Origin of the sequence: Acidovorax sp., assembly GCF_046314175.1 — a bacterium.
In the GTDB taxonomy this organism is placed as follows: Bacteria; Pseudomonadota; Gammaproteobacteria; order Burkholderiales; family Burkholderiaceae_C; genus Acidovorax.
Genome location: NZ_JBKBXG010000094.1, coordinates 1 through 19,672, shown reverse-complemented (window position 1 = coordinate 19,672; position 19,672 = coordinate 1). Strand labels below are relative to the sequence as shown.

Annotated in this window: 21 protein-coding genes; 17 read left to right on the top strand and 4 right to left on the bottom strand. The window is 64.1% G+C overall.

What is annotated here, in order from left to right; all coding sequences use genetic code 11:
- Positions 1-256: 256 nt before the first annotated feature.
- The 3 genes from ACK4OE_RS21200 to flgA all read right to left on the bottom strand — a co-directional run bounded on the left by ACK4OE_RS21200 (position 257) and on the right by flgA (position 1,826).
- Positions 257-607: a hypothetical protein gene (locus ACK4OE_RS21200; protein ID WP_409887817.1), complete on the bottom strand. Its 351-nt coding sequence runs from the start codon at positions 605-607 to the stop codon at positions 257-259.
- Positions 608-650: 43 nt separating this feature from the next.
- Positions 651-971, bottom strand: coding sequence for a flagellar biosynthesis anti-sigma factor FlgM (flgM, locus tag ACK4OE_RS21195; RefSeq protein WP_409887815.1), 321 nt, complete (start codon positions 969-971; stop codon positions 651-653).
- Between the two features lie 93 nt (positions 972-1,064).
- Positions 1,065-1,826: a flagellar basal body P-ring formation chaperone FlgA gene (flgA, locus tag ACK4OE_RS21190; protein WP_409887814.1), complete on the bottom strand. Its 762-nt coding sequence runs from the start codon at positions 1,824-1,826 to the stop codon at positions 1,065-1,067.
- A gap of 249 nt (positions 1,827-2,075) precedes the next feature.
- Between flgA and ACK4OE_RS21185 the strand changes: the two genes are divergently transcribed.
- From ACK4OE_RS21185 to ACK4OE_RS21130, 12 genes are all read left to right on the top strand, one after another.
- The gene (locus ACK4OE_RS21185) at positions 2,076-2,552 is read left to right on the top strand and encodes a flagellar basal body rod protein FlgB (protein WP_409887812.1); all 477 of its coding nucleotides are present in this window, start codon (positions 2,076-2,078) and stop codon (positions 2,550-2,552) included.
- Between the two features lie 34 nt (positions 2,553-2,586).
- Positions 2,587-2,991, top strand: coding sequence for a flagellar basal body rod protein FlgC (flgC, locus tag ACK4OE_RS21180; protein ID WP_409887810.1), 405 nt, complete (start codon positions 2,587-2,589; stop codon positions 2,989-2,991).
- A gap of 15 nt (positions 2,992-3,006) precedes the next feature.
- A complete protein-coding gene (locus tag ACK4OE_RS21175) occupies positions 3,007-3,663 on the top strand; it encodes a flagellar hook assembly protein FlgD (RefSeq protein WP_409887808.1) in 657 nt (218 codons plus the stop codon).
- A gap of 53 nt (positions 3,664-3,716) precedes the next feature.
- Positions 3,717-4,997, top strand: a complete 1,281-nt coding sequence (flgE, locus tag ACK4OE_RS21170) for a flagellar hook protein FlgE (protein ID WP_409887806.1) — start codon at positions 3,717-3,719, stop codon at positions 4,995-4,997.
- A gap of 53 nt (positions 4,998-5,050) precedes the next feature.
- Complete coding sequence (flgF, locus tag ACK4OE_RS21165) at positions 5,051-5,791, top strand: flagellar basal-body rod protein FlgF (RefSeq protein WP_409887803.1); 741 nt, start codon at positions 5,051-5,053, stop codon at positions 5,789-5,791.
- A 46-nt stretch (positions 5,792-5,837) separates the two neighbouring features.
- The gene (gene flgG, locus ACK4OE_RS21160) at positions 5,838-6,620 is read left to right on the top strand and encodes a flagellar basal-body rod protein FlgG (RefSeq protein ID WP_409887802.1); all 783 of its coding nucleotides are present in this window, start codon (positions 5,838-5,840) and stop codon (positions 6,618-6,620) included.
- A gap of 22 nt (positions 6,621-6,642) precedes the next feature.
- Positions 6,643-7,365 (top strand): flagellar basal body L-ring protein FlgH, encoded by a 723-nt coding sequence (locus ACK4OE_RS21155; protein WP_409887800.1) that lies wholly within the window; start codon positions 6,643-6,645, stop codon positions 7,363-7,365.
- 395 nt (positions 7,366-7,760) lie between these two features.
- A complete protein-coding gene (locus tag ACK4OE_RS21150) occupies positions 7,761-8,903 on the top strand; it encodes a flagellar basal body P-ring protein FlgI (protein ID WP_409887798.1) in 1,143 nt (380 codons plus the stop codon).
- Between the two features lie 15 nt (positions 8,904-8,918).
- Positions 8,919-9,839 (top strand): flagellar assembly peptidoglycan hydrolase FlgJ, encoded by a 921-nt coding sequence (flgJ, locus tag ACK4OE_RS21145; protein WP_409887796.1) that lies wholly within the window; start codon positions 8,919-8,921, stop codon positions 9,837-9,839.
- Positions 9,840-10,001: 162 nt separating this feature from the next.
- Positions 10,002-11,978 (top strand): flagellar hook-associated protein FlgK, encoded by a 1,977-nt coding sequence (flgK, locus tag ACK4OE_RS21140; protein WP_409887794.1) that lies wholly within the window; start codon positions 10,002-10,004, stop codon positions 11,976-11,978.
- 20 nt (positions 11,979-11,998) lie between these two features.
- Positions 11,999-13,270 carry a flagellar hook-associated protein FlgL gene (gene flgL, locus ACK4OE_RS21135; RefSeq protein ID WP_409887793.1) on the top strand — a complete coding sequence of 424 codons (1,272 nt, stop codon included), beginning with the start codon at positions 11,999-12,001 and terminating at the stop codon, positions 13,268-13,270.
- Between the two features lie 62 nt (positions 13,271-13,332).
- A complete protein-coding gene (locus tag ACK4OE_RS21130; protein WP_409887791.1) occupies positions 13,333-14,565 on the top strand; it encodes an HDOD domain-containing protein in 1,233 nt (410 codons plus the stop codon).
- Positions 14,566-14,678: 113 nt separating this feature from the next.
- On the opposite strand, the gene ACK4OE_RS21125 is transcribed toward ACK4OE_RS21130, so the two are convergent.
- Positions 14,679-16,169 (bottom strand): PLP-dependent aminotransferase family protein, encoded by a 1,491-nt coding sequence (locus tag ACK4OE_RS21125; RefSeq protein WP_409887789.1) that lies wholly within the window; start codon positions 16,167-16,169, stop codon positions 14,679-14,681.
- Between the two features lie 158 nt (positions 16,170-16,327).
- Here ACK4OE_RS21125 and ACK4OE_RS21120 point away from each other — a divergent pair, with 158 nt between their 5' ends.
- From ACK4OE_RS21120 to ACK4OE_RS21100, 5 genes are all read left to right on the top strand, one after another.
- On the top strand, positions 16,328-16,942 hold the full coding sequence (locus ACK4OE_RS21120) for a LysE family translocator (RefSeq protein ID WP_409887787.1): 615 nt from the start codon (positions 16,328-16,330) through the stop codon (positions 16,940-16,942).
- Positions 16,939-17,844 carry a DMT family transporter gene (locus ACK4OE_RS21115; protein ID WP_409887785.1) on the top strand — a complete coding sequence of 302 codons (906 nt, stop codon included), beginning with the start codon at positions 16,939-16,941 and terminating at the stop codon, positions 17,842-17,844. The genes ACK4OE_RS21120 and ACK4OE_RS21115 overlap by 4 nt, the downstream gene beginning before the upstream one ends.
- Positions 17,841-18,170, top strand: a complete 330-nt coding sequence (locus ACK4OE_RS21110; protein ID WP_409887783.1) for a DHCW motif cupin fold protein — start codon at positions 17,841-17,843, stop codon at positions 18,168-18,170. The genes ACK4OE_RS21115 and ACK4OE_RS21110 overlap by 4 nt, the downstream gene beginning before the upstream one ends.
- Before the next feature lie 20 nt (positions 18,171-18,190).
- A complete protein-coding gene (locus ACK4OE_RS21105; RefSeq protein ID WP_409887781.1) occupies positions 18,191-18,514 on the top strand; it encodes a cupin domain-containing protein in 324 nt (107 codons plus the stop codon).
- A partial coding sequence (locus ACK4OE_RS21100; RefSeq protein WP_409887779.1) for a PLP-dependent aminotransferase family protein occupies positions 18,511-19,672 on the top strand: 1,162 nt, incomplete at its 3' end. The genes ACK4OE_RS21105 and ACK4OE_RS21100, both read left to right, overlap by 4 nt.

Below are 19,672 nucleotides of genomic sequence, written 5' to 3'. Positions count from 1 at the left end.
AGTTGCTCAAGAGTGACACTTCGGTGAAGGTCGGCGTGCAGGCTAAGCGCAAGCGCGCGGGATGGGATGTGGCCTATCTGGCACACATCCTGGGACTCTCTGTTTAGATGCGATTGCCCTGCTTCGCGAGCCTATTTGCTACATAAAAAAGAGCTGCTTGCGCTTGAATTTAAAGGATTTCAGATCGTTTTTCATCTGAAACTCAATGAATACAAGCGCAAGCAGCTCCTTTTTTGGGAGCATTGCTTTTCAGGCCTCAACCAGCAGATTTGTAGATGCGCGCCGCAGCGCCTCCGGCACGGGCGCCATAGGTGGTGGCATCGGATGGGGGGAGCACAGCGGCCACCTGGCGGTCGGTGATGGCGGCAACACGCGCAAGGTTGTCCCGTTGCATGGCCACGCTGGTACCCACAGCCTGCAGGCGCTTGGCCAGGGCGGGCGGCAAGGAGCCGCCGTCAGTGCGTCGCATCACCTCTGCCAGTTCGGCAGCGGCCTGACGCAGCGCGGTGCTGCGCTGCTCCAGCACCAGCGCATCGGTGGCCAGCAGAGCGGCCGAAACGGCCTCCACCTGCTGCTCCACGTTGGCCAGGGCTGCTTCCAGGGACATCGATATTCAGTTCAAGAACGGTGAGAGTGGGAACTGGCTGGGCTTAGCCGCGCGAACGGGCCAGGATTTCCTGGGCGTTGGACAGCATCTTGTCGGCAATGGCTTCTGCGTCTACCGAGAACGTGCCTTTTTCTATCGCGGTGCGGACGGCCTTGACCTTGCCCGCATCGAAATCGCCGGTGGTGCGGGCGGTCTGTTCCAGGGCCCGCGCCGCGCTGGAGACCGTAACAGGCACACCGGCGGTTGACGCTGCTGCTGCGTCTTTGACGGCTCCTTCAGCGGGGCCGGCTGGGCTTTTGGCTGGCTTGGCCAGGCCCGTTTGCGCCAGTGCGGCCGGGAGTTCCGGTTTTTGACCTATCTTCATCGCTCTCTCCACCACCCCGTTTGATGTGGGGCACAGTAGCAATGTTTTCGACCCATTTGCCGTGGACTTTAGCGATTTATCGCGGCGGCGTCATTAAAGAGCCACCTCCACTGTTCCATCCACACCCACAATACCTCCAACAATTCGGCCATTAGACATGCGGATGCGCACAGAATCCCCCGCGCCGCCCGCAGACATGGCCTGCCCGGCCGACGTCACCGCATAGCCAGGGCCCTGGGCCATGACCTTCACCTGGGCGCCCGCACGAAAGAGGTGGGGCGCCCGTACCATGTTCTGGCGCAGCGCCTGGCCTGCCACCAGCTGGCGTGATGCCACCTGCCCCACCCACAGGTCAGGATTGGCCATCACCGGGGTGTTGTCGGCCGCCCAGTCGACCTCGGACTCGGTGGCATCGTTGGCGGTCAAGACCGCGCCGGGAGCCACATTGCTGGTCAGCACCCAGGCGGGCCCGTAGGCCTTTACGGTGACCGGCAAAAAGACGTTCCAGGCGGTTGTGCCCTGCACGCAGCGCAGGCCCAATCGTGTGCGCCCCCACAGGCGGGCGCCGACGGGCAGGTAAGGCTCCACCTTGGCACAGGGAGCGAGCCGAAGGCGCGAATCCAGCGCGCCCACACTCACCTCCATGCGCAGCGGCAACCCGGCGGTTTGGTTGCGAGATACCGCGTCGTCCAGCCACTGCTGGGTGAGCGGCGCCAGATCGACCGATGGGTCTGCAGCCGCCTGCGCCATCGCCTGACCGGTGAACCCGGCGAAGCAGGCCGCTGCGAACACGGGCGCCGCACGACGCAGCGCTGTCAGCACCGTTGCAAAAATGAAGGGGGGGATTGGGCGCATGGGAGCCTCCTGGTGTCCTTGTGTCCTGTATGCCCTGAACCCAGGGCGGCGGTGGCCTGCCAATGTGGCAAAGGCCATTTCACCGATGAAACTATAGGCAGTTGCACCGCGCGCAAACCCCGAAACTGCGCACCCATTTCCGCGCTCTTTGCGCTTTAGAAAAAGTCCACGGTTTCCATAATCAAGCCACGCCGGAAAACCCTGCAACCCTGGGACCGGCGCCTTACCAACACACGGTGTGAGGCACACATGCTTGAAAAGATGACCAACCGGCTGGACTTCCACGGCACCGCACTCGTTTTGCGGGCCGAGCGCCAGCGCGCCATCGCCAGCAATATTGCCAACGCCGACACCCCGGGCTATGTGGCCCGCGACTTCAAGTTCAGCGACGCGCTGAGCGAAGCCACTTCCACCAAAAGCGCAGGGGCAGACGCCACCTCCAAATCGGGTGTCACCCGCAACGTGCTGGCTGGCGTCGTGGGCACCGCAAGCGCCACCGACCCACGCCACATCCCAGTCCCGATCACCCGCAACAGCTCCGATGCGCTCAGCGCCCGCGGCGCTCTGGGCTACACGGTGCAGACCCAACCCGCCCTGGACAACAACTCGGTGGACCTGGACCGCGAACGCGCCAACTTTGTGGACAACTCGGTGCGCTACGAGGCCACGCTGCGCTTTATCAATGGCAATGCCAAAACCATGCTCAGCGCCATTCAGGGCCAATAAGTAGCCCTGCCTAGCCCAGAAAGCGAGATTCACCATGTCCATGTTCTCCATCTTCAGCGTGTCCGGCAGCGCCATCAGCGCGCAGTCGCAGCGCCTCAACGTGGTGGCCAGCAACCTGGCCAACGTCGATGCGGTGGCCGGGCCCGATGGCCAGGCTTACAAAGCACGGCAACTGGTTTTCACCACTGAGCAAATGGGCGCAGACACATCGGCCGGGGTGCGCGTCAGCGGCGTGACCGAAAGCAATGTGCCCGGTCGGCGCGTGCACGACCCAGCCCACCCATCGGCGGACGCGGAAGGTTACGTCAACCATTCCAACGTAAACGCCGTGGAGGAGATGGTCAACATGATCTCGGCCTCCCGCTCGTACCAGAACAACGTCGAAGTCATGAACACGGCCAAGACACTGCTCCTCAAGACCCTGCAGATGGGCCAGTAACCCGAAGGCATCACCATGATCAACAGCGTGACCAACACCTCGTCCACCACCGATACGGCGGGCACCAAAGCAGCAGCAGCCAACAGCAACGAGGGTGCGCAGGACCGCTTCCTGAAATTGCTGGTGGCGCAGTTGAACAACCAAGACCCGATGAACCCGCTGGACAACGCGCAGATGACCTCGCAAATTGCGCAGATCAACACGGTGACGGGCATTCAGCAGCTCAACTACACCATGCTGGGCATCGCCGAACAGTTCAGTTCGATGCAGACACTGCAGGGCGCCACCATGATCGACCGCACCGTCGTGCTGGAAGGCGACAAGCTGGCCGTAGCGGACGGCGTGGGCAAAGGCATGTTCGACCTGAGTGGAACCGCCAAGGACGTGAAGGTGGAGATCCTGACACCCGGCGGCCAGCTTGTGGGCACCGTGAACCTGAATGCACAGGAAGCAGGCCGTCGCGAGTTCGAATGGGACGCAAGCAAATACACCGGCAGCACCAGCGACCTCAAGTTCAAGGTGACGGCGCTCAACAGCAACGGCGTTGCAGTAGAGGCCACACCGCTGATTCAGGCCAAGGTCGTCAGCACAGGGGCCAGCGATGGCCAGCTGACTCTGAACCTCGCGAATGGCGCCACCGTTACCTACGACAAGGTCCGCGCCGTTCTCTGATGCCCCGCTGACCCCACCCAAGCACCCAACGATTCGATCCCAAGGAGAACACCATGAGTTTCCAGCAAGGCCTCTCGGGCCTGAACGCATCCAGCAAGAACCTGGATGTGATCGGCCACAACATCGCCAACTCCAACACCGTTGGCTTCAAGGCCTCGCGCGCTGAGTTCGCCGAAATGGTGGCCTCGGCGATTGGATCGTCCGGCGGCACCAATGCAGGCATCGGCGTGGAAGTGGCGGCGGTCTCGCAACAGTTCACCCAGGGCAACCTGAGCATCACCGGCAACAGCCTGGACGTGGCCATCAATGGCAACGGCTTCTTCACCTTGCAGTTGCCCGATGGCACGGCGGCGTACACCCGTGCCGGCAACTTCAAGCTGGACAAGGTGGGCAACATGATCACCAACGATAGCGCGAAGGTGATGGGCTACCCGGTGGACCCGGCCACGGGCCTGCGCACCGGCACCGATCCGATTCCGATGGTGTTCCCCACGGCAGAACCTATTCCTGCCAAGCAGACAACCACCATCACGGCGGCCTTCAACCTGGATGCACGTGCCACCGATGCAGCGGGCGACCCCGCCGCCACCCCCCCCGTGCCTGCCACACCGCGCGCCACCTATGGCACGTCGATCAACGTGTATGACAGTCAGGGTGTGGCCAAGCCCGTGAGCCTGTACTTCCAGAAGACCGCCACTGCCAACACCTGGGACGTGTACGACCAACTGGACGACCCCGCAGCCGTACCACCCGTGGTGGCAACACCTATCGGGCAGATCGAGTTCGACAACAACGGCGCCATCATTGCCCCCGTGGCTGCACCACCGGCCACCGGCTTTTCGCTGGCGCTGAACGTGAACCCCACCCCCCCCAACCCGAACAACCTGCCCGCCTACAACGTGGATGTAAGTCTGGACAAAGTCACCCAGTTCGGCACCAAGTTCGCCGTATCCAACCTGAGCCAGGACGGCTACACCGCAGGCGAACTGACCGGCATCAACATCGAGAACAACGGGATGATCATGACCCGTTACTCGAACGGCGTGACCCGTGCAGAAGGCCAGATCGCCCTGTCCAGCTTTCGCAACACGCAGGGCCTGGCCTCTGTGGGCGGCAACAACTGGGTCGCCACATTTGAATCAGGCCAGCCCGTCGCGGGCACTGCCACCGACGGCAACTTTGGCTCGCTGCGTTCGGGGGCACTGGAGGACTCCAACGTCGACCTCACCGCCGAACTGGTCAACATGATGACCGCCCAGCGCGCCTACCAGGCCAATGCACAGACCATCAAGACGCAAGACCAGGTGATGTCCACCTTGGTGAACTTACGCTGATCGCCTTAGCAGCACGCCACTGAAACCGCACAGCACGAACCCGGGGAACCCCTATGGACCGCATCATCTACACCTCCATGACGGGAGCCAACGCTGCCGCCCACCGGCAGGCCGTGCTGTCCAACAACCTGGCCAACGTGTCCACCCACGGGTTCAGGGCAGAGATGTCCACCTTCCGCTCGGTGCCGCTGCAAGGCGACGGCGCCAAGACACGCGTCTTTGCGCTGGAGGCCACCTCAGGCCACGTGAATACATCGGGCCCGGTGCAGCGCACAGGGCGCAACCTGGACGCCATGGCCATGGGCAGTGCATGGTTTGCCGTGCAGGGCCTGGACGGTACCGAGGCCTACACCCGCGCCGGTATTTTTGAAGTCTCGCCCCAGGGTCAGATGCTCACGCCCACCGGCTTGCCCGTGCTGTCAGACGGCGGCGCACCGATTGATGTACCACCGGGCGCGGAGATCAGCCTCGGGTCCGACGGCACCGTCACCGCCAAGGCAGCCGGCCAGCCCGCGCAGGCCATTGGCCGCCTCAAGCTGGCCACCCCCACGCTGGAAGACCCGCTCAAGCGCGGGGACGACGGGCTGTTTCGCACCGTGTCGGGCGACCCCATTGCCAACGACGCCAATGCCCGCATGCTGGCCGGCGCCATCGAAGGCTCCAACGTGAACCCCGTGGAATGCATGGTGGGCATGATCGCCGCCTCGCGCCAGTTCGAGCAGCAAATCAAGCTGCTGCAGACCGCCGAAACCAATGACAAGACCGCCAGCCAGTTGCTGAGCATGAACGGCTGATGCCGCGCCATCGCAGCACCCGCAGCCCCCTCCACAAGGAAGCACCATGATCAACTCCCTCTGGATCGCCAAGACCGGCATGTCTGCCCAGCAAACGCAGCTGGACGTCATCTCGCACAACCTGGCCAACGTCTCCACCACCGGCTACAAGCGCAACAGCGCGGTGTTCGAAGATCTGATCTACCAGAACCTGCGCCAGGTGGGCGCCAACAACGACGAACAGAACCAGCTGCCCACCGGCCTGCACCTGGGCCTGGGTGTTCGCACCGTGGCCACCAGCCGCAGCTTTGCGCAAGGCAGCCTGCAAGAGTCCAAGAACAGCCTGGACGTTGCCATCAACGGCAACGGCTTTTTTGAGCTGACCATGCCCGACGGCACGATTGGCTACACCCGCGATGGGTCGTTCCAGGTGGACTCACAAGGCCGGCTGGTCAACTCCAGCGGCCTGCCGGTGGCCAACGGCATCACGGTGCCCCCCAACGCCACCAGCATCAGTATCAGCACCGAGGGCGCGGTGTCGGCCATCGTGCCGGGCAACACGCAGCCACAGCCACTGGGCAACATTGCCATGTCCAGCTTCATCAACAGCGCCGGTCTGGAGCCCATTGGCCAGAACCTGTTCAGGGAATCGGCCGCCTCGGGCCAGCCCCAACAGGGCACGCCGGGCACCAACGGCCTGGGCATCGTGCGCCAGGGTTTTCTGGAATCATCCAACGTGAACGTGGTGGAAGAGCTGGTGACCATGATCCAGACCCAGCGCGCCTACGAAATGAATTCCAAGGCCATTCAGACGTCGGACCAGATGCTGGCCAAGCTGGCGCAGCTGTGACCCCCACCCAAGGACGAAACCTATGACCAAGTACTCGCTCCTTCTCGTGGCCCCCGCCATCGCTCGCCGCTTGCGCTCGGGTGCAGCGGCTGCAGGCGCCACCGTGCTGTTCGCGGGCTGCGCCAGCCTGTCGCCCCCGCCACCGGTCGACATCCTGCCCACCACTCCACCGCCGCTGGCTGCCGCCAGCCGCACCCCACCACCCATCACGGGCGGGCTGTTCCACACCGCCAGCTACCGGCCTGCATTTGAAGACCGCCGCGCACGCCTTGTGGGCGACACGGTCACGATCCAGATCGTGGAAAACGTGACTGCCAGCCAGACGTCGTCGTCCACGGTGGATCGCACCTCCGAGATTTCTGCCGGTGTCACGGCCCTGCCATTCGCAAAGCAGACTTTTACGGACAAATTGGGCGTGGGCGCCAACTCGGGTAACACCTTTGCGGGCAGGGGTGGCACCGAAAGCGCCAATACCTTTCAGGGCTCCATCACCGCCACCGTCATCGACGTGCTGCCCAACGGTCACCTGATCGTGGCGGGCGAAAAGCAGATCGGCGTGAACCAGAACGTGGACGTGCTGCGCTTCTCGGGCACCATCGACCCGCGTGCGCTGCAGCCCAACAGCATCATCAATTCCACCCAGGTGGCCAACGTGCGCGTTGAGTCGCGTGGACGCGGCGCTCAGAACGAAGCGCAGGTCATGGGTTGGGCAGGTCGCTTCTTCAACTCGATCACGCCGTTTTAGCGTTTCACCCCCTGAGGCGCTTCGCGCCTTCCCCCTCTCTCTACGCGCTGCGCGCTACGGGAGGGGGACGCAGCCAGCGCGGCGGGGCGGCCCTTGCGCGGCTACCCGCGCATTGGGGCGCGCCAGTTTTGACGACAGTCGGGCTGTGGGACGACTGCTTTTGTAGGTCATGCACCCCACAGATTGCTACATTATTGATAGCATTTAGCGCTTACTGGTAAAGCGATAGATGCCATTTTTATCGTATTTTATCCCCTATCGTGGCCCAGACAACGTTCAGGGCGCGCGATGCGCCAGCGGCCGCCTCCTGCTGGCCCGGGAACCCACCCAATAGACCGGTGAACCCGCTTCTTTTTGGGTTTTAGTTCCTGGCGGGGCCGCCCACAATGGATGGCATGAAAGCCCTGTCCCCCTCCCTTTTGCACCGCCCGGTGCGTGCCCTGTGGCTCGTGTTGGCTGTGGTCGCCGGTGCCATGGCCGCCCCGGCGCATGCGCTGCGGATCAAGGAAGTGGCAGCGGTACAAGGCGTACGCAGCAACCAGCTGACCGGCTATGGCCTGGTCGTGGGTCTGGACGGCACGGGCGACCAGACCACACAGATGCCCTACACCACGCAGGCAATGACCAACTACCTGCAGCAGATGGGCATCAGCCTGCCGCCCAGTGCGGCCGGTCAACTTCAGCTCAAGAATGTGGCGGCGGTGATCGTCACCGCGCAACTCCCCGCCTTTGCCCAACCGGGCCAGACGATCGACATCAATGTCTCGTCCATGGGCAACGCCAAGTCGCTCAAGGGCGGCACGCTCATCGCCACCCCGCTGCGTGGTGCCGATGGCGAGATCTATGCGCTGGCCCAAGGCAACATGGTGGTCGGAGGTGCTGGCGCATCCGCTGGCGGCAGCAAGGTGCAGATCAACCACCTGAGCGCAGGCCGCATTCCACAGGGCGGCCAGGTAGAGCGTGCCGTGCCCACCCCGCTCAACGACGGCGACACCATCACGCTGGGTCTGAACTCCTCGGACTTTCAGACCGCGCGCCGTGTGGCCCAGGCCATCAACGGGAAAATGGGCAATGGCCTGGCCACCGCGCTGGATGGCCGCACCGTGCAGGTGCGCGCACCGCAGGACCCGGGCGCCCGCGTCGGTTTTATTGCCGACCTGGAAGAGCTGCCCCTGGAGTCTTCCACTCCCTCTGCCAAGGTGGTGATCAATGCACGCACGGGTTCGGTTGTCCTCAATCAGGCCGTCACGCTGGGGCCCTGCGCCATTGCGCATGGCAACTTGTCCATCACCATCCGGTCCACGCCCGTCATCAGCCAGCCCAACCCGCTGTCGCAAGGGCAGACGGTGGTCACCCAGCAAAGCGACATCACCATCAACCAGGAGCCGGGCAACATCATCCAGATGCCGCCATCGCCGCAACTGGCCGACGTGGTACGGGCGCTGAACTCGCTGGGCGCCACACCAGGCGACCTGCTGGCCATTCTGCAGGCCATCAAGGCCGCTGGCGCGCTCAACGCCGAGCTGGAAGTCATTTGATCAAGAGGCGCAACCATGTCTCTCTCCCTGCCCTCGTCGTCTACCACCACCAGCACCTCCAATGCGCTGGCGGTGGACATCCGCTCGCTCAATGCACTGAAGTTCGAGGCGGGCACGGCCAGCAGTGCGCAGGTCACGCGCGAGGCAGCCAAGCAGTTTGAATCGCTGTTCATGCGCGAGCTGATCAAGAGCATGCGCGAAGCCACCATGAAGTCCGGCCTGATGGACAGCGGCCAGGCCGACCTGGGGCAGGATCTGCTCGATCAGCAGCTGTCCGTCAGCATGTCGGGCATGCAGGGCGGCTTGTCGGAAGCCATTGCACGCCAGCTGTCGCGCCAGATGGGCGGCGCACAGGACGCAGAGTTCGCCGTGCCTTCCACGCTGAGCCTGCAAAGGTTTGCCCCCCGCACGGCCGCACCCGACAGCACCCTGCCCGACACCACCGCCCCCGTGCCCAAGGGCCGCGACGGCTTTGTGCAGCACCTCTCTGGCACCGCGGAGCGCGTGTCCAAAGAAAGCGGTATTCCCGCCACCTTCATGCTGGGCCAGGCCGGGCATGAAACCGGCTGGGGCAAGAGCGAGATCCGCAACAAGGACGGGTCCACCTCGTACAACCTGTTCGGAATCAAAGCCACCAAAGGCTGGACCGGCAAAGTGGCCGAGATAACCACCACCGAATTCATCAACGGCAAGGCCCAGAAGGTAACAGCCAAGTTCCGCGCGTACGACTCGTACGAAGATTCGTTCCGCGACTACGCCCGCCTGATCACTGAGAGCCCCCGTTACGAAAAAGCCCAGGCCACCGCCAAGACCGGCTCTGCCGTGGCCTATGCGGCCGAGCTGCAAAAAGCAGGCTACGCCACCGACCCCGAATACGCCAAGAAGCTCAGTGGCGCCATCAACAGTGCCTTGCGTGTGCAACGCGCACAAGCGTGATATGAAACACCGCCTGAGTCGCCTGCGGCGCCTTCGCCCTCAAGGGGGACGACGCCCTCACTGCGGGGCGGCCCTTGCTCGCCGTCCCTGGCATGGGCCGCGCCAGTTTCACGGGCTGTGGCTGCTGACAGCGATGGCGACAACAGAGATGCGAGGTAAGCCATGAGCCTGCTCAATGTCGGCGCCCGCGCCCTTTTGGCCAACCAGGTGGCCCTGCAGACAGCGGGGCACAACATTGCCAACGTCAACACGGCGGGCTATTCGCGCCAGACCGTGGTGCTGCAGACCGTGCAGGGACAGTTCACGGGCGGCGGCTACATCGGCCAGGGCGTGGACGTGCAGACCATTTTGCGCAACCAGAGCGAACTGCTCACACGCCAGTCGGCCACGGCGGGCTCGGTGCAGGCGGCAGACATCGTGCGTGCCGAACGCCTCAAGCAATTGCAAGAAGTTTTCAGCGGCGGCACGGCCGGGTTGGGCGCGGCCATCAACGACATGATGAATGCGTTCTCGGACGTGGTGAGTTCACCCACCGACATCACCGCCCGCACGGTGGTGCTGACGCGCATGGATGAAACCGCAGCGCGCATGCGCTCGGCGGCAGACCGCCTCACGGAAATCCAGTACACCGTGACGGAGCAGCTGCAAAGCAGCGCTACTGCCGTCAACAGCCTCGCCACGCAGATCGCGGCAGTCAACGAGCAGATCGCCCGCGCCAAGGGCAACGGCCAAACCCCGAACGACCTGCTGGACCAGCGCGACCAGCTGATCCGCGACATCAACCAGTACGTGCAGACCACCCAGATCCCGGCCGACGATGGCACGGTGGGCTTGTTTGTGGCAGGCAGCCAGCCTCTGGTGCTGGGCACCACCGCCACCCAGTTGCAGGTGGGCGACGCTACGGCGTTCCCGGGCAGTGGCCAGCTCAAGCTGTTTTTCAACCGCCCGGGCGCTACACCCATCGAACTGGACGAGAACGTACTGGGCGGTGGCACGATGTCGGGGCTGCTGCGCTTCAACAACACCGATCTGGCCGAAGGGCGCAACCTGCTCGGTCGTATGGCCATGGCCATCGGCATGGCGATGAACGACCAGCAGAACCTGGGACTCACTCTTGATGGTGCGCTGGGTAAAGACCTGTTTTCTGTGCCCGCCAGCATGCCCGGCTATACCAACGGTGCGGGGGTGGGCAACGTCACCTTCAACAACGCCACACAGTTCGCAGCGTCGGACTACGAGATCCGCTTTACCACCGGCACTGCCGGCCAGGTGGTGCGCCTCTCGGACGGCAAAGCCACTGCATTTACCGACGCCGCCAATCTGGCAACGCAGAACATTGACGGCCTGACCTTTAACTTGACCACGCCCGGTGCGCCGGGCGAGCGCATGTTGTTCAAGCCGTTCAGCACTGCGGCAGCCAACATGCAGGCGCTGGTGTATTCGCCACGCGATCTGGCGGCGGCCAACCCCGTCAACGCGGCCATGGGGACATCCAACGGCGGCACCCTGCAACTGTCGAGCCTGAAGGCCACCGGCCTGCCCAACCCACCCGGGCTGGTGCTGCCCCCCAATGCCAACCCTGCCGCATTGCCTCCCATCCTGGGAGGCATCCAACTGCAGTTCACGGCAGGCCCACCCACCACCTATAACGTGCTGAACCGTGGTACGGCGCCACCGACGACCATCGCCGCCGCACAGCCCTACACACCGGGTGCTCCGATTTCGATCAACGGCTGGGAGATCAAGCTGCAGGGCAGCCCCAATACGGGCGACACCGTGGTCATTGGCAATGCGTCGGATCCGCAGTACGGGGATACCTTCACGCGCAACTCGGGCAATGCCAGTGCGTTGCTCGGCCTGCGGGACGTGAAGATGTTTGACGAATCCACCCTGAGCGACGGCTACGCGGGCGCCATGGCTCAGGTGGGCACGCGCACCCAGAGCTCTTTGTTTGCCGCAGAGCTCTCAACCACCATTGCCGCCAATCTGGAGCGCGACCGCACTGCCGTTTCTGGCGTGAATCTGGACGAAGAGGCTGCCAAGCTGATCCAGTACCAGCAGGCCTACCAGGCGTCGGCCAAAATGATCCAGATCGCGCAGAGCATTTTTGATTCGCTCATCCAGGGCATCGGCCGCTGACCGCCGCACAGGAGATTGACATGAGCAGTAACTTCTACCGCCTTGGCACGGCCAACATGTACGACAACGCCCTGCGCAATCTGGGCACGCGGCAGACCAGCCTGTCCAACCTGCAAGAGAACCTGACGTCTGGCAAACGCGTGGTGCGCGCCAGCGACGACCCCGTGTCTGCGGCACAGGCCGAGCGCGCCATCAACCGCCTGACGCGCATCCAGACCGAACAGCGCGCGCTGGAGACACAGCGCAACGCGATTGCGCAGGCCGAATCTGCGCTGGGCGATGCGATTGGACTGGTGCAGAACTTTCGCGAACTGACAGTGAGTGCAGGCAGCGCCACACTCACGCCCAATGACCGGGTCACCATTGCCAACCAGCTACAGGGTCTGCGCGAGCAGATTCTGGAAGTGGCCAACCGCAAGGACACCAACGGAATTCCGCTGTTGGGCGCCCTGGGCAGCGCGCTGGCGCCGTTTCTCGGCCCGCTGACCAGCACTCCCGACTACAGCTTCGCCGGGTTGCCCGGCCAAAGCGCTAGCACCGGAGTGACCATTCCCGGCACGCTGGACGGCGATGCGGCCTTCATGTTCGACCCGCAGCGGGACGGGGTTTACAACGCGGCGATCAGTGCCATTCCGAATGACCGACAGCTCACCACCACGGTCGTCAAACCGATCGACAAAAGCCTGATCACCGGCGACAGCTACTCCATCACCTTCAGCGCGGTGGGCCCTGGCGCGACAACCGGCACCTCCACGGCCACCTACACGCTCACCAACACCACCACCGGCGCGGTGTCGGCCCCCATCACCGTGCCCGACTATCCGTCGAACAAGCCGGTGACGTTCACGATCCCGGATCCTGCCATCGCTGCAGATTTCCCCGGTCTGAGCATGGATGTGACGGGCAACCCGGCCAACGGCGACACCATCACGATGCAGCCAGCTCCCAGCATGTTCAGCACGCTGGACAGCGCCATCCGCGACATCCGCAGCGCACCCAACAGCAATGCAGCCATCCAGGCGGTGGGGCAGGCGCTGGGCAACATGGACATCGGCCTGGAGCGCCTGCACAACATGCGGGGCTACGCGGGCGAGCTGCTCAACCGTGCGGACCGCATCACAGGGGACCAGGACAAGCGGTCGGTGCAGCTCGAGGGGGACCGTTCCCGGGCAGAGGATCTCGATATGATTCAGGGCATTTCGGACTTTCAGAACCAGCAGGTGGGTTACGAGGCCGCCCTCAAGTCCTACGCCATGGTCCAGAAACTGTCCCTGTTCAATTTCATCGGTTAGCACCTGCTTGCGGGGTGGAGGAGCCCCCCCGGAGCAGACCACCGTTACTTGCCTGAGAGCACATGGTCCAATCCGTTCTTGGCAGTCTTGTTCTGGGTTATCGCCCCCTGTGGAACCGCGCGCGCAAGCTGGCCGCCATACAGCTTTACGCCCACAGCGAAGCATCGGCCGTTGTCGATGGTTCGCACCTGCTGCGTACGCTTCAAGAGCTGTGGTCAGCCAGTTCCCCGCCCCTTCTCATCTCTGCGCAAACGAGGCAGTTGTTGTGCGACTTGCTCGAACATGCTCCGCGCGGCGCGCCATGGATCGAGGTGCGTGGCGACTGGTTGTCTGATTCGGCCATCTACTCGCGGGTCAAGGCGGCGCACCAGCGCGGCCTGAAGCTGGTGTGGCGTGGCGACATTGGCAAGCTACCCGAAGCCAGCGTCGCCCGCTGCTTTGACAACAGCCTGCTGACCCTGCGCCCCGAAGACGCGGTCGCTGCCTTGAAGGCACCTCTGGCACGACCCGGTGCACCCGCCCCACCCACACGCAGCGCAAGCCCTGTGCTGGCCGGCCAGATGTATGAAGGCATTGCCAGCCGCGCACTGATGGAGCATTGCCTGGACCAGAGCAACGCGCTGGCCTTGGCGGGCTGGCCGTCTGAGGACGTGCTGTACAGCATGCGCCACCACCCGCAGCAGCCCTCACACGCGGTGATCTTCAAGCTGATGAAAGCCATCGACGCCGAGCAGTCGCTGGAGACCTTTGAAGACATCATGGGCGAAGACCCGCTGCTGGCCTACCGTTTCATGGTTTACACCAACTCGGCAGCGCTGGGCCTGCGCACGGGCATTGATTCATTGCGCAGAGGACTGGTGATGATGGGCTATGGCTCCATCAAACGCTGGCTGTCAGACCAGTTGCCGCACGCCAGCACCGACCCCAACATGCAGCCCGTGCGCGACGCCATGGTGATCCGCGCCAACCTGACTGCCCATCTCCTGGACGCAGGCATCGAGAACGACCTGCGCCGTGAGATCTACCTGTGTGGCCTGGTGTCGCAACTGGATGAGCTGATGGGCGAGCCGCTAGGCACCATCTTGCGCCGCCTGCCCCTGTCCGAGCGCATCTACGACGCCACGGTGCTGGGCACCGGGCCCTATGCCAGCGGCCTGCAAATGGCCTGCGCGCTGGAGAAGGATGACGCCAGCGCCATCCGCCAGTTGTGTGAGACGCACGAGATGGATCTGGAAGAAGTCAACCGTGCACTGCTGCGCGTGCTGGCCGACCTGGTCGTGGAGCGCAAGTCATAGGCATTTGGCTTGCTTGGTGTTTTTGGTTTTTTGGTGTTTTTGGCCACTAGCGCTTATCCAAAAAGCGCTAGCAGCTACATATTTAATAGCAAACAAGTGTCTACCCTGCGCAGTCAGCGCCCCTGTTCGGCCCTGACCCGCTGAAAGACACGCCAGAACGTCGCGTCCTGCGTGGTGGCAAAGTTGATGCGCATCAGCGTGCTGGGCTTGCGCTCTGCATGGAACAGCGCACCCGGCGCCAGCAGGTAGCCCTCGTCCAGCATGCGCTGCGACAGCGCGTCGGTGTCCACCCCCGTATCCACCCAGCCGAACAGGCCCACGGGCTCCGCCGCAAACGTGCACCCCGCGCCTAACGCCAGCTTGACGCTGCGCGCGCGCGCCGCATCGAGCCGGGTCCGAATGCGCTCGGCATGGCGGCGCAGTTGCCCCTGCTCGATACACAAGGCCATCGCTTTCTCCAGCAGGGCAGGCGTGGTGAGTGTGGCAAGCAGCTTCGTGTCCAGAAGTTGTTCGGTCAGCGCAGGTGGAGCCGCCAGAAAGCCGATGCGCCAGTTGGGCGCCAATATCTTGGCAAAGCCGCTCACGTAGATGGTGCGCTGCAGGCCGTCGAGCGCCGTGAGGCGCGTGGCGTGTTCGGGCGCGATGTGGCTGTAGGTGTCGTCCTCAACCACATGAAAGTTGTACTGGTTGGCCAGCTGCAGAATGCGGTGCGCGCTGCCGGGCGTCAGGCAGTAGCCGGTGGGGTTGTGAAACACGCTCACGCTCACGTACAGCTTGGGCTGGTGCACTTCGCAGTACTTGGCCATCACCTCCAGGTCGGGCCCATCTGCGCGGCGCGGCACGGGCAGGATGTGCATGCCCAGTGCAGACAGCCGCGCAAACTCCACGGCCCAGCCGGGCTCCTCCACCATCACCGGGTCTCCCGGGCGCAGCAAGGTGCGGCTCACGATGTCCAGCGCGTGCGTGGCACCCACCGTGGTAATGATGTTCTCGGGCGCCGCATGCACGTTCAGTGTGGCCAACTTTTTGGACAGCACCCGGCGCAGCCCCGTGTCACCCAGCGGCTCGCCGTACTGCAACGAAAAGTCCTGCAGCGCGCGGGTGGTGGTCACCTTGCGCACTGCGGCGGGCATGAAGGTGGATTCCAGCCACTCGGGTGGAAACACACCCATGCCGGGCTGCGGCTTGTCGCTGATCTTGTGGAACATGCCCCGGATGAGCGCGGTGGCGTTGATGGGCGGAGCCCCACGCGCCGCGCCGCGCCCGGCGCCGCGCGCGGCAAACCAGTGCGCGGTGCTCCAGTTGCCCATGGCACGTTCAACCTGCTGCGCACCGGTATCGTCATCCTCGGGCACCCGTTCCACCAGTCCTGTGACCATCTCGCGCACAAAGAAGCCCCGGTTCTTGCGAGCCTCCACTAGCCCTTGCGCCAGCAGTTGGTCATACGCTGCCACCACAGTGGACGGGCTCACGCCATGCTGCTGCGCGCATTGCCGCACCGAGGGCAGGCGCGCGCCGGGCGCGAGCAGCCGGTTACGGATGCGCTCCCCAAAACGCGCCGACAGCTGCTCGGTCAGCGACTGGGTGGAGGTTTTCATCAGCATGGCGGGGTCCTGACAGCGTCAATGTGTACTGTTGTCGCAGCCAATACAGATCGCGAACTGCGCTGCTTAACTGTATTGGTTGTGTACTGGCATCGAAGATTACATTGAAGCCCAGGCACTGACAAGCCACCCGCCAGAAACCCCGTACACACTTGCCCATGACCGCCCCCGAACTGACTGCCCTGCTGCTGTTCTGCACCGCGATGAGTTTTTCACCGGGGCCCAACACCACCTTGTCCACCGCGCTGGCCGCCAACCTGGGTCTCAAGCGCGCGCTGCGGTTTTGTCTGGCGGTCCCCACGGGCTGGACTTTGCTCATGCTGGCCAGCGGCCTGGGCCTGGGCGCGTTGATCACCGGCGTGCCCGCGCTGCGCTGGGGCGTGACGCTGATGGGCGTGGCCTACATGCTCTGGCTGGCATTCAAGCTCAGCCGCGCGGGGCAGTTGACGGAGGTCGACAGCGCACGCCTGAACGTGACCTTCTGGCAGGGCGTGGGCCTGCAGTTCGTGAACATCAAGGCATGGATGCTGGCGCTCACGCTCAGCGCAGGCTGGGTGGTCAATGCTGCCGGGCAACCGTCCACCAATCCCGGCGAGCGTCTGGCCATCATCTGCGTGGTGATGATGGTGTTTGCCTTTACCAGCAATTTTGCGTACGCACTGATCGGGTCGCTGCTGCGCCAGTGGCTGGCCCAGGGGTCACGGCTGCTGTGGTTCAACCGCCTGCTGGCGTTGGTGCTGGTGGCTACCGCGCTGTGGATGTTGACAATATGAAGCCCGAAGAAATCAAGGGCCTGTGGCTCGGTCTGCTGGGCGTCACCATCTTCGCGCTGACACTGCCCATGACCCGCCTTGCCGTGGGTACGCCCGAGGCGCCGCAGATGTCGGGCGTGTTCATTGCCCTGGGGCGCGCTGTGGTGGCGGCCGGTCTGTCGGCACTGTTTCTGCTGGCAACGCGAGCGCCATGGCCCCACCGCGCCGACTGGTGGCCACTGGCCATCACGGCAGCGGGGGTGGTGTTTGGGTTCCCCCTGTTCACCTCGGTGGCCATGCGCTATGTCGAGGCGGTGCACGCCAGTGTGATCGTGGGCGTGCTGCCCTTGGCCACCGCCGCTGTGGGAGCGCTGTTGCATCGCCAGCGCCCCTCGATGGGTTTCTGGATCTGCGCGGCCATTGGCAGCACCCTGGTCGTGGGGTTTGCGCTGCTGCGCTCGGGGAGCGCAGGTGTGGCCCTGCACCCTGCCGACGCCCTGCTTCTGGCCGCCATGGGATGCGCCGCAGTGGGCTATGGCTACGGGGCCCGGCTATCGCAGCGCATGCGGGCTGAACACGTCATTTGCTGGGCCCTGGTGATTGCCTTGCCCATCACCCTGCCCGCCGCCATTCTCACCCTCCCGCACGGCGAACTGCGGGCATCGGCCTGGTGGGGGTTTGCCTACGTGGCGGTGTTCTCGATGTGGCTGGGTTTCTTTGCGTGGTATCGCGGTCTGGCGCTGGGCGGCACCGTGCGTGTGAGCCAGGTGCAGTTGGTGCAACCCTTTCTGGGCATGCTGTTTGCCGTGCCGCTGCTGGGCGAGCGGCTGGATGCCGTGACCGTGGGCTTTGCGCTGGCCGTGATCGCCACCGTGTTCATCGGCAAGAAGATGCCTGTGCGAGCCACTGAAAGCCACCCATGAAAATGCACCAGATTCCCTTTGTCACCACCGACTGGGCGGCTGTGCCGCGCGAAGAAAAAAGCGCCGAGGCAGGCCAGGCGTTCTGGCGCACACAGCAGTTTGGCGATGTGCGCGTGCGCATGGTGGAGTACACGGCCGGATACGTTTCGGACCACTGGTGTGTCAAGGGCCATGTGCTGCTGTGCCTCAGCGGAGAATTGCACACCGAACTGGCCGACGGTCGCCGTTTCACGCTGACGCCGGGCATGAGCTACCAGGTGGCGGACAACGCCGAGCCCCACCGTTCCAGCTCACCACAAGGGGCAACCCTGTTCATCGTGGACTGACCAGGAAGATGGGAGCGCCTGTGAAATACTCCGTGGAACACGCATTGCAGCAGCTACCTGGCCCGGGCGGTGAGCGGTTCGTGGAACTCTTGCGCCACGGCAGCATGCGTACGGAACTGTATGCGCCAAGCGGCCACGACCCGCAACAACCCCACGCCCAGGACGAGTTGTATTTCATCCAGCGCGGGAGCGGAGAATTCGTGCAGGGCGAAACCCGCCACCGCTTTGCAGCTGGAGACGCCTTTTTTGTGCCCGCGGGACAGCACCACCGCTTTGAAAATTTTTCTGACGACTTTGCAACATGGGTAGTCTTTTGGGGACCGCCCGGAGGAGAACGAGAGTGAAACTGAACGACCTTCCAACCACCAGCACCTGGACCCTGGCGCGCCGCGCCGAGCGCATGAACCCTTCGGTCATCCGCGAAATCCTGAAGGTCACCGAGAAGCCCGGCATCATCAGCCTGGCGGGCGGCCTGCCCTCGCCCAAGACCTTCCCGGTGTCGGCCTTTGCCGAGGCCTCGGCCGCTGTGCTGGCCAACGACGGCCCCCCCGCGCTGCAGTACGCCGCCCCCGAAGGGTACGCCCCGCTGCGCCAGGCGATTGCCGACTTCCTGCCCTGGGATGTGGATGCCGACCAGGTGCTCATCACCACAGGGTCGCAGCAGGCGCTTGATCTGATCGCCAAGGTGCTGATCGACACCGACAGCCGCGTGCTGGTGGAGACCCCCACCTACCTGGGTGCGTTGCAGGCCTTCACCCCGATGGAGCCCGCCGTGGTGTCGGTGGCCAGCGATGACGAAGGCGTGCTGATTGACGACCTCAAAGCCAAGGTGGGCACGGGTGCCAACAGGGCGCGCTTTTTGTACGTGCTGCCCAACTTCCAGAACCCCACCGGCCGCACCATGAGCGAAGCCCGCCGCGCCGCCCTGGTGCAGGCCGCCGCCGAGCTGAACCTGCCGCTGGTGGAAGACAACCCCTACGGCGAACTGTGGTTTGACAACCCACCACCCGCTCCGCTCACGGCCCGCAACCCGGATGGCTGCATCTACATGGGGTCGTTCTCCAAGGTGCTGGCGCCCGGCCTGCGCCTGGGTTTTGTGGTGGCGCCCAAGGCCGTCTACCCCAAGCTGCTGCAGGCCAAACAGGCGGCCGATCTGCACACGCCCGGCTACAACCAGCGCCTGGTGGCCGAGGTGATGAAGGGCAACTTCCTGGACCGCCATGTGCCCACCATCCGTGCGCTCTACAAAGAGCAGTGCGAGGCCATGCTGACCGCGCTCGACAAGGAAATGCAGGGCCTTGGCGTGCAATGGAACCGCCCCGATGGCGGCATGTTCCTGTGGGTGCGCCTGCCCGAAGGCATGAGCGCCGTAGAGCTGCTACCCAAGGCGGTGGAGCGCAACGTGGCCTTCGTGCCCGGCGCGGCGTTTTATGCCGACAACGCCGACCCGCGCACACTGCGCCTGTCGTTCGTCACATCGACGGTAGAGCAGATTGCCACCG

Coding starts and splice junctions, on each gene's coding strand:
- ACK4OE_RS21200 (WP_409887817.1), bottom strand. CDS start 607: ATGTCCCTGGAAGCAGCCCTGGCCAACGTGGAGCAGCAGGTGGAGGCC.
- flgM (WP_409887815.1), bottom strand. CDS start 971: ATGAAGATAGGTCAAAAACCGGAACTCCCGGCCGCACTGGCGCAAACG.
- flgA (WP_409887814.1), bottom strand. CDS start 1,826: ATGCGCCCAATCCCCCCCTTCATTTTTGCAACGGTGCTGACAGCGCTG.
- ACK4OE_RS21185 (WP_409887812.1), top strand. CDS start 2,076: ATGCTTGAAAAGATGACCAACCGGCTGGACTTCCACGGCACCGCACTC.
- flgC (WP_409887810.1), top strand. CDS start 2,587: ATGTCCATGTTCTCCATCTTCAGCGTGTCCGGCAGCGCCATCAGCGCG.
- ACK4OE_RS21175 (WP_409887808.1), top strand. CDS start 3,007: ATGATCAACAGCGTGACCAACACCTCGTCCACCACCGATACGGCGGGC.
- flgE (WP_409887806.1), top strand. CDS start 3,717: ATGAGTTTCCAGCAAGGCCTCTCGGGCCTGAACGCATCCAGCAAGAAC.
- flgF (WP_409887803.1), top strand. CDS start 5,051: ATGGACCGCATCATCTACACCTCCATGACGGGAGCCAACGCTGCCGCC.
- flgG (WP_409887802.1), top strand. CDS start 5,838: ATGATCAACTCCCTCTGGATCGCCAAGACCGGCATGTCTGCCCAGCAA.
- ACK4OE_RS21155 (WP_409887800.1), top strand. CDS start 6,643: ATGACCAAGTACTCGCTCCTTCTCGTGGCCCCCGCCATCGCTCGCCGC.
- ACK4OE_RS21150 (WP_409887798.1), top strand. CDS start 7,761: ATGAAAGCCCTGTCCCCCTCCCTTTTGCACCGCCCGGTGCGTGCCCTG.
- flgJ (WP_409887796.1), top strand. CDS start 8,919: ATGTCTCTCTCCCTGCCCTCGTCGTCTACCACCACCAGCACCTCCAAT.
- flgK (WP_409887794.1), top strand. CDS start 10,002: ATGAGCCTGCTCAATGTCGGCGCCCGCGCCCTTTTGGCCAACCAGGTG.
- flgL (WP_409887793.1), top strand. CDS start 11,999: ATGAGCAGTAACTTCTACCGCCTTGGCACGGCCAACATGTACGACAAC.
- ACK4OE_RS21130 (WP_409887791.1), top strand. CDS start 13,333: ATGGTCCAATCCGTTCTTGGCAGTCTTGTTCTGGGTTATCGCCCCCTG.
- ACK4OE_RS21125 (WP_409887789.1), bottom strand. CDS start 16,169: ATGCTGATGAAAACCTCCACCCAGTCGCTGACCGAGCAGCTGTCGGCG.
- ACK4OE_RS21120 (WP_409887787.1), top strand. CDS start 16,328: ATGACCGCCCCCGAACTGACTGCCCTGCTGCTGTTCTGCACCGCGATG.
- ACK4OE_RS21115 (WP_409887785.1), top strand. CDS start 16,939: ATGAAGCCCGAAGAAATCAAGGGCCTGTGGCTCGGTCTGCTGGGCGTC.
- ACK4OE_RS21110 (WP_409887783.1), top strand. CDS start 17,841: ATGAAAATGCACCAGATTCCCTTTGTCACCACCGACTGGGCGGCTGTG.